This is a genomic window from Capnocytophaga genosp. AHN8471 (assembly GCF_016806945.1).
In the GTDB taxonomy this organism is placed as follows: domain Bacteria; phylum Bacteroidota; class Bacteroidia; order Flavobacteriales; family Flavobacteriaceae; genus Capnocytophaga; species Capnocytophaga periodontitidis.
Map to the genome: position 1 here is coordinate 101,696 of NZ_JAESPJ010000016.1, position 13,127 is coordinate 114,822.

At 37.4% G+C, this 13,127-nt stretch carries 14 protein-coding genes; 3 read left to right on the forward strand and 11 right to left on the reverse strand.

What is annotated here, in order from left to right; all coding sequences use genetic code 11:
* Positions 1-3: 3 nt before the first annotated feature.
* Positions 4-1,290 carry a histidine-type phosphatase gene (locus JMN12_RS07160; RefSeq protein WP_203092781.1) on the forward strand — a complete coding sequence of 429 codons (1,287 nt, stop codon included), beginning with the start codon at positions 4-6 and terminating at the stop codon, positions 1,288-1,290.
* A 263-nt stretch (positions 1,291-1,553) separates the two neighbouring features.
* Here JMN12_RS07160 and JMN12_RS07165 read toward each other — a convergent pair whose 3' ends face one another.
* From JMN12_RS07165 to JMN12_RS07215, 11 genes are all read right to left on the reverse strand, one after another.
* On the reverse strand, positions 1,554-2,849 hold the full coding sequence (locus JMN12_RS07165; RefSeq protein ID WP_203138279.1) for an MFS transporter: 1,296 nt from the start codon (positions 2,847-2,849) through the stop codon (positions 1,554-1,556).
* A gap of 304 nt (positions 2,850-3,153) precedes the next feature.
* Positions 3,154-3,558: a hypothetical protein gene (locus JMN12_RS07170; protein ID WP_203138280.1), complete on the reverse strand. Its 405-nt coding sequence runs from the start codon at positions 3,556-3,558 to the stop codon at positions 3,154-3,156.
* A 76-nt stretch (positions 3,559-3,634) separates the two neighbouring features.
* Positions 3,635-3,952 carry a hypothetical protein gene (locus tag JMN12_RS07175; RefSeq protein WP_203138281.1) on the reverse strand — a complete coding sequence of 106 codons (318 nt, stop codon included), beginning with the start codon at positions 3,950-3,952 and terminating at the stop codon, positions 3,635-3,637.
* A gap of 3 nt (positions 3,953-3,955) precedes the next feature.
* On the reverse strand, positions 3,956-4,450 hold the full coding sequence (locus JMN12_RS07180; protein ID WP_203138282.1) for a hypothetical protein: 495 nt from the start codon (positions 4,448-4,450) through the stop codon (positions 3,956-3,958).
* 39 nt (positions 4,451-4,489) lie between these two features.
* Positions 4,490-5,131 carry a hypothetical protein gene (locus tag JMN12_RS15235; RefSeq protein ID WP_238423843.1) on the reverse strand — a complete coding sequence of 214 codons (642 nt, stop codon included), beginning with the start codon at positions 5,129-5,131 and terminating at the stop codon, positions 4,490-4,492.
* A gap of 98 nt (positions 5,132-5,229) precedes the next feature.
* Entirely contained in the window at positions 5,230-5,970 is a 741-nt protein-coding gene (locus tag JMN12_RS07190; RefSeq protein ID WP_203138283.1) for a hypothetical protein, read from the reverse strand.
* A gap of 20 nt (positions 5,971-5,990) precedes the next feature.
* The gene (locus JMN12_RS07195) at positions 5,991-6,503 is read right to left on the reverse strand and encodes a hypothetical protein (RefSeq protein ID WP_203138284.1); all 513 of its coding nucleotides are present in this window, start codon (positions 6,501-6,503) and stop codon (positions 5,991-5,993) included.
* 94 nt (positions 6,504-6,597) lie between these two features.
* The gene (locus tag JMN12_RS07200) at positions 6,598-7,500 is read right to left on the reverse strand and encodes a histone deacetylase (RefSeq protein ID WP_203138424.1); all 903 of its coding nucleotides are present in this window, start codon (positions 7,498-7,500) and stop codon (positions 6,598-6,600) included.
* A complete protein-coding gene (locus tag JMN12_RS15240; RefSeq protein WP_238423844.1) occupies positions 7,500-8,822 on the reverse strand; it encodes a hypothetical protein in 1,323 nt (440 codons plus the stop codon). Before JMN12_RS15240 ends, JMN12_RS07200 begins: the two co-directional genes overlap by 1 nt.
* Positions 8,823-8,928: 106 nt before the next feature.
* Positions 8,929-9,657: a YggS family pyridoxal phosphate-dependent enzyme gene (locus JMN12_RS07210; protein ID WP_203082159.1), complete on the reverse strand. Its 729-nt coding sequence runs from the start codon at positions 9,655-9,657 to the stop codon at positions 8,929-8,931.
* A gap of 14 nt (positions 9,658-9,671) precedes the next feature.
* Positions 9,672-10,406, reverse strand: coding sequence for a hypothetical protein (locus tag JMN12_RS07215; protein ID WP_203138285.1), 735 nt, complete (start codon positions 10,404-10,406; stop codon positions 9,672-9,674).
* Positions 10,407-10,556: 150 nt separating this feature from the next.
* Here JMN12_RS07215 and hutH point away from each other — a divergent pair, with 150 nt between their 5' ends.
* Both hutH and fabG read left to right on the forward strand, forming a co-directional pair.
* On the forward strand, positions 10,557-12,065 hold the full coding sequence (gene hutH, locus JMN12_RS07220; protein ID WP_203138286.1) for a histidine ammonia-lyase: 1,509 nt from the start codon (positions 10,557-10,559) through the stop codon (positions 12,063-12,065).
* Between the two features lie 62 nt (positions 12,066-12,127).
* Positions 12,128-12,862, forward strand: a complete 735-nt coding sequence (gene fabG / locus JMN12_RS07225) for a 3-oxoacyl-ACP reductase FabG (protein WP_009411948.1) — start codon at positions 12,128-12,130, stop codon at positions 12,860-12,862.
* The last annotated feature ends 265 nt before the right edge of the window (positions 12,863-13,127 follow it).

Here is a 13,127-nt window from a genome sequence, read left to right on the forward strand (position 1 = left end):
CGTATGAAAACAAGAATCATAACTCTACAAGCATTACTACTCCTCTTGTGTCCGCTTTTAGCGATGGCACAACTCAACCGCTCCGAAAGTTTTAAAAGCCAATACAAGCTCAAAGAAGTGGTTATTCTCAGTCGTCATAACATTCGCTCCTCTCTATCAGTGAACGGGAGTACCTTACAAAAAATGACGCCTCACGAGTGGATAAAATGGAGCGCTGCCCCCAGTGAACTCACCCTCCGTGGGGGAGCTCTTGAGACCATTATGGGTCAGTTTTTCCGCAAATGGACAGTAGCCGAAGGTCTTTTTACTGAAAACGCTGTTCCCTCTGTTGATGAAGTGAATTTCTATGCTAATAGTATGCAACGCACCATTGCTACCGCGCAATATTTCTCCTCAGGATTTATGCCCGTAGCCAATTTGCATATCAACCACCGCTTTACCCCCAGCAAAATGGACCCTGTGTTCTTCCCTGCGCTTACCAAAAGTAGCCCTGCTTTCAAAGCACAAGCCTTAAAAGAAATTGCTGCTATGGGCGGCAAAAAAGGCATTGTAGGCATCAACGAGGGGTTGAAAGACTCTTACCAACTCTTGGAAAAAGTACTCGATTTGAAGAACTCACCCGCTTGTAAATCAGGTGAAGTGTGTGCATTCAACGATTACAACACCCAATTGAAACTCGAAAAAGGCGATGAACCTAATATGAAAGGTTCTTTGAAGTTAGCCAACTCCGCTTCCGATGCTTTTATCTTGCAATATTATGAAGATAAAGACCCTGTGCAAGCAGCATTTGGCAACAACCTCACCACCTCCGATTGGGAGAAAATCGCTAAAGTAAAAGATGTCTATGGCGATGTACTTTTCACCGCTCCTATCGTAGCTGTAAACGTAGCGCACCCATTATTAGTGTATATGAAAGACGAGCTCAACGCCAAAAACCGCAAATTCACTTTCCTTTGTGGTCACGACTCTAACATTGCCAGCGTGAATGCCGCTTTGGAAGTAGAAGAATACAGCTTGCCAAAATCTATTGAGAAGAAAACCCCGATAGGTAGCAAACTCGTGTTTGAAAAATGGGTAGACAACAGCGGTAAAGAGTTTGTATCGGTGAATATCGTATACCAAACCACCGAACAATTGCGTGGCATAGAGTTATTGGATATGCAAAATCCGCCAGTGGTATTCCCACTAAAACTTAAAGGCGTACAAGCTAATGCCGACGGTCTCTACACCTTAGAAAGTGTAAACGACCGCTTCGACAAAGCTATCCGCGCGTATGAAGCTATAAAATAACATCAGTTCGATATAACAGAACATTGATTTACAGATTTGTAATTCACCGTCAGGTGAAAATTCGTGAGATAATATAAAGTAAAGGGTTTTTTAGAGTCCTTATTTCGTGAAAATTCGTGAAATTCGTGGGAGATTTAAAACATTTTACTGATTATTTAATAATTACACGTTAAAGTAAATTAAGAACCCCTTAAAAACAAAACTGCCCAAAGCACCTAATGGTCTTTGGGCAGTTTATTTATATTATAGTACAATCATTTTCGTTAGTCTACTTTGATATCGGTATTTACGTTTTTGCTACCTACAAGTGCGTAGAACAATAAGTAAGCAAGAGCAATTACTATTACCCAGTAACTTTGCATATAACCTACTACATCGGCTACAGCTCCTTGGATAGCTGGCAAGATACCACCACCACATACCATCGCCATAAAGATACCTGAAGCGGCGGCAGTGTATTTACCTAATCCTTCGGTAGCGAGGTTGAAGATACCTCCCCACATTACTGAAGTACACAAACCACAAAGTACAAGGAACATAATGCTCATTGGCACTTCGGCTAAACCAAAAGATATATCCGATTTGAACACAGGCATATTTACTACTTGTGTATCAGGGATTACTATAGATAAGATTACAAAAAGGATACCTAAAGAAGATACAAAAGTAAGCATCCCTTTACTTGAGAATTTAGCTCCTAATGAACCTCCTGTCAAACGACCTATAAACATCAAAAACCAATAAGTGCCTACTACCGAACCTGCAGTAGTAGTATCAATACCTAAACCATTGGCTTCATTACTACCGGTCATAAATAAATTGGCAATATTAGGGATCCCTACTTCAATACCTACATAGAGGAAAATAGCAATCGCTCCTAATATAAAGTGGCGGAACGACATAGGGCTGTGAGCGTCTTTTACAGTAGCTACATTGGCTTGAGCTGCGTGAGGTTCGGGTATTTGCATAGAGAAAAGTACGATAAATGCTAAAGCAAAAATACCCATCGCTAAGAAGAGTGCAGGGTTAGCATCGGCAATTGAAGTGCCAGCGCTAATAGTACCAATGAGGTAACCTACCAATACAGGTACAATGGTTGCTCCAATAGAGTTGATAGCCCCTCCAAACTGCAAGAGTTGGTTTCCGCGTTTGCCGCCACCACCAAGAGTGTTGAGCATAGGGTTTACTACCACGTTGAGCATACACATAGAGAACCCCGAAATAAAAGCCCCTGTGAGGTATACGGCAAAACTACCTGCAATACCTGAAAGGAAAGTAACACACACTCCAGTAAAACCTACCACAATAGCGGTTAAAGCTGTTTTTTTATAACCAATGCGTTGTAACATTTTCCCTGCTGGTATACCCATAAAGGCATAAGCAATGAAGTTGGCTAAGTTCCCCAATTGTGACTCGAGGTTGCTCGCCATAAATTGGTTTTTCACAATAACCCCAAAAGGGTTTTGCAAGCCTGTTACGAATGATATCATAAAGAATAAAGCGAACATCATTGCAATAGGCAATACGTAACTTTTGTTTTGTTGATTTTGGTTTTCCATTATTTTAAATTATTTATTTTTTAATTAGTTGAAAAGAGATAAGAGGTAAGAATGGTAATACTTCACTTGTTACCTATTACCTGATACCTGATACCTGACACCTGATTTTGACGGCAAAAGTAAATAAACCAAAATTAAAACGCAACAAAAACGAAGACTTTTTTAAGGTTTATTTATGATTTTTTAAAAGAAGTAAGTGTTAGGTATTAGGAATCAAGGGGTAGGAGAAAATAGAGCGCAAATGTATGTTAGCAATAATTTTAAAAAGTATAACATTATTTTTCAATGAAATTCCATAATTTTTTCATTTCTTCTCTCTTTTTAAAACAATAGTGTCATTATATCCTCTATATACAGAATCCCATTCTTTTATTTCTTTATTATAGTAATGAATGGTATCTGTAATATAATCTTTCTTCTTTAAGATAATAGCGTGAATAAACACCTCTTTTTCTCTTGTTATTTTGAAAAATCCAACGCTATCTGTACGAGTGATGATTTCATTGTTATAATCAAAGAAAGTAACACTGTCAATAGGTTGTTTTTCTGTGGTTACTACAATTCCTAAACGAGTAAGGCAATTATTAGCTTTTTCAGCTTCTATGGCTTCTATCCTATTTTTTAAATAGCCTTCATCAAAAGTTGATATTGCATATATGAAAAAAGCTATTCCACAAAGGATAAGTATTAAAAATATTCTCTTTATCATTCCTTACTGATGTTATTTTGTGATATTACTCAAATTATAGTACATAAACGCATAAATTTATTGGCAAAATTTAGTTCTATTTTGTAATATATGAGTTTATAATATAAAATAGCCAATCATAAAAAGAAAATGCGGCAATCCATACAACAAGTGTGTAAATAGTGAGTTCAAAATGTTCTTTTTCTAATTTTTTAGTTGTCTTTAAAACCATTTGATAGATAAAGAAAAAAGGAAAAAGCAGAAAAACACTATAAATAATCCAACTTATGAGTTCCCCTATAGAAGTAGATTCTATTCTATTTGGATAAGCAAAATAATTTATCCAAAGTAAAAAAGGAGCTATGATTGTACAAGATAAGAACAGAATACTTAAATACTTATTAGATTTTTTCATTCTTTATTTAGGTGAGAAAATCAAACTATCTTTTTGTTTATCATATAGATATAAAAATTTATGATATGCAACTGTACTACTTCTGCTATCTATTTGCTTGGTAAATGCTACATAAAAAACTATTCTTTTTAGATTTTCATTCTTGTTTAGAATACTATCTTTTATATATAGACTTTCTTGTTTGAAATCGCTAAGATACCTTTCTTTTTCATTTTCAAAGTCTATTCGAATCCTATAGGAAAAGGGATGTTTTAAAAAATCTTTTTTTATAAAAGTATCTTCTTCTTTTGCTGTGATATTATAGTAAGATCTATTGATTTCTGCACAATGATATTTCTTTTTTAGCTTTTCCAAAAAGAGTTTTTCAGCGATAGAATACTTAGGTTGTTCGGGGAATTTAGGCATTCTATAAGCAAAAGGAAAAAATATAATAAATACTATCAGTAGTATTATTGCCGCAAAAACTATCCCAATAAGTATTTTGAATATTTTATTCATCATTTTACAGAGTTAAGTTTAATAATAGACTATTGGGACTTATAAGTCAGTAAGCATTTTATCAGTAAGTGTATCTAATAAAAAACTTTTATGGGTAACGGCTTCAACTTTTTGTATATCATCAGCGTTACAATCCCTGCGTGTGCCTTCTGTTTTCTTAACGGAAACTTGGTTCTTATTTACCTTATAAGTATAGGTTATTATGCTTATCATTTCATTACCAAACATACAATTTCGTTCCTTTAAAGGTAGTTGCACTTTTAATAGGACAGTATCTTTCTCAACCTCATAAACTGCCATATATTCGGAATAGGCTAAACAACCTGATGCACATTGTCCGTAGTATTCCACAATATTTTTCTTTCCATCGTGATTCCAATCTTTGTATTTAAAGCTCCTCTTTGCGTGATATATCGATAATGCATCTTTAAAGATAACTGATTTGTCTCTCACAACAAAATCATATTCTGTATCTCCTAAGGTAAAGACAGACAACCATAAATTAGGTTCTAAAGGTGTTTCTTGATAGTTGATTTCTACCGAGTTATATAATGAGTGGAGTTCTTTTCGTAAGTCGGTATTTTCGCTTACAAGAAAATTGAAGAATTTAGTAGCTTTGTATTTTTGGACAAGGCTATCAGGCAATGGAGGGGGTGAAGGAATATCGCTATGATTGCTCACCTTTAAATTATTATCCTTCACGTTATTGCATTGAAATAAGCATAAAGAGCTTAAAAATAAAACTATTATTTTCATTGAGTTGTTTTTTTAACTACAAATTAAATCACCTCATAAGTTTCTGTATAAACACTCGTTTCTCCTCCTACTTCCTTTATAGTTGTGATGATTTTACTTATAATATTATTGTTATAAAAATACTCTCGAATGTAATGAAAATCTTTGTAAATAGGGTTCGCCATTTCGGGGTCTTTCTTTAGGAGAAGTTCTAAACGAATGGGTTTCTTTTTATCATTAAATTTAATTTTAACCCAAGCAATATTTTTATAGTTTCTATCACTTTCAAAAGGTAGTCCTGTATTTGAATAGTAATTAGTATAAGAAGAACGCCCAAAAAGACCTGTTTCAAATTTTAATTGATTATCAAAAAACAATTCATTAGCTTTTACCTTTCTTTCTCCTATTATGTTTTTTATTAAGGCATTGTCATAAAATAAATTATCCCAATCGTCAATAGAGTTTATGTGCTGTAATAAAAAATGTTCTCCTTTCAGCTTTTTAGGATTTTCATAATCTATTTGATCAGAAAGTTTATACCCATACCCATCAGAAATATATCTCTTAATGCCTGTTTTATAGAAAGCAAGCGAATCGCGAGAAATATCTTTTTTATCTAAAGATAAATACACACGTGCATATTCTTTCCCCTTTGGAGTAAGATAATACAAAATTTGTTGTTCCCAGCCTTTCTCATCAGCATATCTAACTATTTTGTTTTGAGAATAGGTAAAACCTAAAGAAAGGAAGAAAAAGAATGTTGTTAAGGCATAAAAATTTCTCATTTTTTAATTCTTTTTCAATATTATTTTCTGACTTCCAAAGGCTTTTTTCCTTCTATAAACCTATGGATATCTACACGACCTAAGTTGAGATAATCTCCCATAAATAGTTGAATTTCTTCGTCTTCTATATAATTATTTCGGTTACTGATAGTCTGTATATAACACTGTTTGAGTTTTCTCTGGTTATACAAAAGAAAACACTGATTGAGTTTTTCAGCATTGTTATTCAAAACCTTCAACTTACTCTCATAAATATCAAAAGTGTTTTTTAGCACTTCCTTATTTAACAAACGGGTAAGCGCTGAACAGCGATTGTAGTAATCTATATATTCACCCAAAAACAAATCTTCTTCATTTTCTAAAACACTGTTAATACAATGGCACAGCCCTAAATATTTAAACTCTTCAAAAGATTCTTTATCTTTTTTAAATTTTGTAACAACCTTTACGAATAAATCATTCTCTATCCTTGTAGTTTGTGCTTGTATTTGAGTATGTAGAATTATCAATAATAAAATTAGGATTGTTCTCATTGTTTTCTTATTTTAATAGACTTTAACGACGAGCAATTAAAACTTTGGCAAAGTGTAGTGACTCACCTGAAACCTATTCCCTGACACCTGAAACCTATTCATAAATCCCACTCGCTATGGCAAAGGTTTGGGTATGTGCTCGTAAAATGGAGGCGAGTCGTGGGGAATACCCTCCTCCCATTGAGCATTGTACGGGCAGGTGATACCGATAACACGTTTCAAAAACAAGGCGATCGCGTTCACCGCAACCTTCTACAGTAAGCGATAACTTACCAAACTTATCGGTTGCCAGCACATCCACCCCTGCTTGATAAAACACAAAATCGGGTTGATGGGCTTCTATGAGCTGTGGCAAAACGCTGCGCAATATATCTAAATAGGTTTTGTCATCTGTGCCATTGGGCAGAGCTATATCTTTATCCGATTGTTCCTTTTCAAAAGGGTAATTAGCTTGTGCGTGCATTGAAAAGGTGAAAACTTCGGGGGTATTTCTAAAAATTTCAGCAGTGCCATTGCCTTGGTGTACATCTAAATCTACAATAAGCACCCTTTTCACCGCTGTGTGGTGTAGCAAATAAGCGGCAGCAATAGCTTGATCGTTGAGCATACAAAAGCCCTCCCCGCGGTTTGAAAAAGCGTGATGCGTACCCCCTGCTATATTAAAGGCGACTTCTCTCGTACGCAATGCCCACAAAGCGCCTTCTACAGTGCCTTGCACTAAGGTAAGTTCGCGATCTACTAACTGCTGACATTGTACAAAGCCAATAGGTAGCGCTTCTTTATGTGAAAGTGTTAAGTGTAAGAAATTGTGTAAGTAAGGTTGCGTATGCACCAAAGCGGCTGTAGCTTGGGTAGCTTTTTCGGGGGTGTGAAAGTTAGTCGCACTAGCGATGCCTTCATAGAGGAGTTGTTGAGGCAAAAGGGCATACTTTTGCATTGGAAAACGATGGTTTTCGGGCACTGGATGATTGTATAATGGGTGATAGGCGATGTACATTATTTTTGTTGTTTTTTCCATTCTTCTTCACTTAAGGGTTGATAACCCGGACCGCAACTGCCTTCGTATTCACATTCTGATAAATAATATTCGGCATAAGCGGCTTTATCCCACCATTCTTTAAACTTTGGCAGACCGAAATATTGTTTTTCCTTTAGCCAACGGTCATCTCCATTTAAAAAATAACGCAATCGCCCCATCGGAAAATAAATGATTTTATAATGATAATCTTCTCGGCGGTAGTTATCTAAGTCGTATTGTTGGGCAAAATAGGCTATATGGGCTAAAATTTGGATGTATTCATTTTCAGTGAGTTGTTCTTTTTTAGATTCTTCATCGGCGGACATATCGTTCCCTAAATAGTTGATATAACCATCCAAACCATCAGATATTTCGGCTATTGCTTCTGTACTATATAGGTTTCTTAAAATTTTAAAGGTATTCAGATGTATTTTCACGCCACCAGTCTTGCAGTTTTTTGTCCAAAAAAGTCTGCCGTAATCTTGAGGGTTATCCTTTTCGTAGTGAGTGTTTTTGATTGCCCATTCCAAAAGTTTTTCATCTTCAGTATAACCTATTTTTTTCACCAATTCACTCATAAAATAAGCATCGTTTGCTATAAGCCATTGGAAAGAAGCCTTATCATCGTTGAATAGATATTTGTTGCGATGTACTAATTTATCAATATTTTTCTCGCGTCGCTCTTTCAAATCGGGAATTTGTTGCCATTGGTAAACTTCATAACGTTCTTCACCATCTTTGTCTTTTAGAAGGCGCGGCATTTTTTGTTCTAAGGCGTATAAATCGGGGTAAAGCGCTTGGTAGTCTATCAGTTCTGGAATAGCGTAGAGTTCGGTTATAAAATGTTCTTTTTTGCTGAGATAGTACGAATAAGGGGTAATATCTACCGACTTGTCATTTCTATAGTAGCTAATTTGCTTCTCACAAGGGATTTCGGTTTGCACATACAAGAAAGAAGTAAGTAGTTTAGGGTCTATTGTCCTGCCAAAAATCTTCTGTACACGTGCTATAAATTCCGGTTCTGTAGGAAACTGATAGCCTTTTTTCTGCAATATTTCTTTTGCCAAAGGAAAAGTAACTTCCAAATCGTTTTTACCATATTTATAGAGTTCTGCATCAAAGGAACCGTCTACAAGTACTGAAATTCCGTTTTCCAATTGGGCTTTCAAGCAGTTGTATAAGGCAGGAGTTTTTTCAAACTGAAAGTTGATAGTCTCTTCCTGAGATGTAGTGCCAGAGGGCTTTTTTTGCTCACAAGCTATGGCACAGCAAATAAAGATTAAAAAAACAAGGTGTTTCATAAAATTAGAAAATTAGCAAATTGGTAAAGAGACTCATCGAACGGGGCAGACAAGTCGGACAGGGCAGACCCTGAAACCTAACACCTGAAACCTATCCCCTGACCCCCTACGCCTTCTCATTCCAATAATAACTATCAGGGTAGATGCGCTGACCGAAGATAGCCGTACCCACGCGCACGATAGTAGCGCCTTCCTCGATAGCGGTTTCGAGGTCGCCACTCATTCCCATTGAAAGCTCTTTGGGGTCTACATTGGGGAGGTTAAGGGCAATAATATCCTGCTGGATGCGTTTGAGGAGTTGAAAGCAGGCGCGTACCTTTTCGGTTTCGGCACTAAACAAGCCTATTGTCATCAGTCCTTTGATATGGAGAGTAGGCAGGGTCGCCACTTGCTTTACAAGGTCAAGCACTTCGGAAGGGTCGGCGCCAAATTTACTTTCCTCATTAGAAGTATTCACTTGGATAAAGATGTCGAGTTCTTTGCCCTCACTAGCGAGGCGATTGTGAAGTTTTTGGGCTAAATCAAGGCGATCTACCGATTCTACACAACTCACTTCATAGCGCAATATTTCTTTGATTTTATTGGTTTGCAAATGACCGATAAAGTGATTCGTATGGGGAGTATCTTTCAGGGCTTCGTACTTCTCTTTGAGTTCCTGCACTTTGTTTTCGGCGATGAGGGTATATCCTGCCTCAAGTGCTATTTTGATGCGTTCAGGAGTTACGGTTTTGGTGGCTAAGAGGAGCTTTACCTCCTCAGGTTTGCGACCTACCTTAGCACAGGCTTTGGCGATGCGTTGTTGTATTAATTCGATGTTTTGCAGAATGTTTTCCATTATTTTTATGTTTCTTAATAATATTCAATAATGCGTTTAGCGGTACTTTTGAGTTTGCCGTTTTCGTATTTCTTTATTTCAATAGCACTGCCGTGAGTGTCGTATTGGTACTCGTAGGTAATTTTTGTTTCCTTTTTGTCAGCGTTTTGCGAAAGAACTGTAGTTGCAAAACCTCGACTATTATAAGTGTAAACATTTTTAGTTATAGGAAGAGGATCATCATCTTTAAAAACCTCTTTTATCATCGGAAATCCCTCTTTGTTATATGTAATGACTTGTTTTATATTTATTGTTTTGTTATCAGATACAAGAGTTGTTTTGTAATCTTTAGGGTCATAGCGATAATAAAATTTTACTTTTTCAGTGTCATTCAGTCGCATTTCCATTTCAATGGGAAAGCCTTTTTTATTTAATTTTACCACATTCCCATCAATCTCCTTTCCTTCTTGATTATAAACTATAGTAGTTGCTACGGCTCCTTGACGTTCAAAAATTGTTTTAAATGCTTCATTAATAGGTTCTCCTTGCAATGTTCGTGTTTCGCTTTTGGTTATAAAACCATCCTTACCAAAAGAATAGAAAACAGTATCAATAGCACTAAAAAAAGGTGCTTCATATTCAATAATTTCCTTCACATTTTTCACTTTTCCATTCAACTGATGTTGTTGCACATCTGTTATCAATCTAAAATTCTGTGCCTTTACACTGAAAAAGCATAAACTGACAATCATAAGAAGTAATAGTTTCATAGTAAGAATGCCCATCAAGGGTTGAAAAGTTAAAAAATAAAAAGTTGCCTGATAAACCAGACTATGGCGACAAAAGTAGTAAAAATATCTCATATTTGCTAATTTACCAATTATTTACTACCTTTGTCGCTCATATTAAAATTTTTTCAGTTGGAAACACTACGTACTTACGAAGATTTTAAAGCCATTGTTTTTCACAAAAAACAAGTAGCGATTAGCAAAGAAGCTAAACATTTGATTGAGGAGAGTTATAACTTTCTAAAAGAATTTGCCAACGATAAAATTATCTATGGCGTAAATACTGGTTTTGGTCCTATGGCACAATATCGCATAGAGCCTGAAGACCAATTGCAATTGCAGTATAACCTCATCCGTAGCCACGCTTCAGGCTGTGGAGAAGTATTTGATATAAAAACAGTACGCGCAGCGATTCTCTGTCGTTTGAACAGTCTTTCTCTTGGTAAATCGGGGGTGCATATAGAGGCTATTGAGCTGATGCGCGACCTATTGAACTACCGCATTACCCCGCTTATCTTTCAGCACGGTGGAGTAGGCGCCAGTGGCGACCTCGTGCAGTTGGCTCACCTCGCCTTAGTACTCATAGGCGAAGGCGAAGTGTTCTACAAAGGCTTGCGTCGCCCAACGGCTGAAGTATTTGCCGAAGTAGGTCTCAAACCGCTACAAATACACTTGCGCGAGGGTCTTTCGCTGATGAACGGCACCTCGGTAATGACGGGCTTGGCAGGGGTGAATTTGTATTACGCTGAAAAACTATTGGACTGGACTGTAAAATTTAGTTGTGCTATCAATGAGCTGGTACAGACTTATGACGACCATTTTTCAGAAGAGTTAAACAACGCCAAACAGCATACCGGTCAGCAGGATATCGCTAAGCTAATGCGTGAGTTTCTCGCCGATAGTAAGCGCACCCGCAAACGCGCTGAACACCTTTACCAAGGGCAGCACAACGAGACTGTTTTCAAAGAAAAAGTACAAGAATACTATTCATTGCGCTGTGTGCCACAGATATTAGGTCCTGTGTTAGACACTTTGCAACACACCCAGCGCATTGTAGAAGAAGAACTCAACTCGGCTAACGACAACCCTATCGTAGATTTGCCTACCCAGCAGGTGTATCACGGAGGAAACTTCCACGGCGATTATATTTCTCTTGAAATGGACAAGCTCAAACTCGTGGTTACCCGTATGGCGATGCTTGCCGAACGACAACTCAACTACCTATTGAATCCTAAAATCAACGAACTTTTACCGCCGTTTGTGAATGCAGGCAAGCTGGGCTTTAACTTCGGTATGCAAGGGGTGCAATTCACTGCTACCTCTACCACCGCCGAGTGTCAAACCCTCTCTACCTCTATGTATGTGCATAGTATCCCGAATAATAACGACAATCAGGATATTGTGAGTATGGGTACCAATGCCGCAACGCTCACCCGCAAAGTGATAGAGAACGCTTTCCAAGTACTCGCCATTGAAGCGATTACCATTGCGCAGGCTATCGATATTTTGGGCTGTTATGACCAGCTTTCAAGCACTACCAAAGAATGGTATGACGAAATAAGGGAGATTATTCCGTTCTTTAAAGAAGATATGGTGTTTTATCCTTATTTGAAGGGAACAGCGACGTGGTTGAAGAAATAGAACAATCGGACGAGTCTGACTTGTCAGACTTATCAGACAGAAAAACTAAATAAAAAAACAAAATGAGAAAGTACGCTATCATTACAGGCGGTTCGCGAGGCATAGGGCGCGCTATATGCGAAAAACTCGCGCAAGACACCGATTATCACCTACTCATTACTTACCAAAGCAATGAGATAGCAGCCCTTGAAACCCTCGCCCATATCAAGAAATTAGGGCGTGAAGGAGAGATTATCCGCTTTGATGTTTCTAATCACGAAAGCACCACCAAAGCCCTCACCCAATGGCAACACGACAATAAAGATGCTGTGGTAGAAGTGATTGTGAACAACGCGGGTATCAATCGCGACGGACTTTTTATGTGGATGCCTCAAGAGGATTGGAGCAAAGTAATCTCTACTACCCTCGATGGCTTCTACAACGTAACGAACTTCTTTATCCAAAAAATGTTACGCCATCGCTACGGACGTATTATCAACATTTCATCGGTATCGGGAGTAAAGGGAACTGCAGGGCAAACGAACTACTCGGCTGCTAAAGGCGCTATCATTGCTGCTACCAAAGCCTTAGCTCAAGAAGTGGCTAAACGTCATATCACTGTAAATGCCATTGCCCCAGGGTTTATACGCACCGATATGACTTCCTCTCTCAACGAAGAAGACCTCGTAAAACTGATTCCTGTAGGGCGTTTTGGCGAAGCTGAAGAAGTAGCCGACCTCGTATCGTTTTTAGTGTCTAAAAAAGCCTCGTATATCACCGGAGAAGTGATAAATATCAACGGGGGAGTATATAGTTAAGTGAAAAGTGAAAAAGCTGTTCAGTATCCAACTGAACAGCTTTTTCTTATTTGCTAATTTGCTAATTTGCTAATTTGCTAATTATAAATTACCTATCGTATGAAAAGAATCTTTAATTTTTTATGAGAAAGAGTTCAACGCAACCATAACCGAGCACAAAGTTTCACCCAATGCACAGTGGCATTATGAAGTATATGCTACCAACACCTTGCATTTTGCTTTCTTTGATGACGTGAGTCGTTGGGATTACCTCATTGAAGTTTGG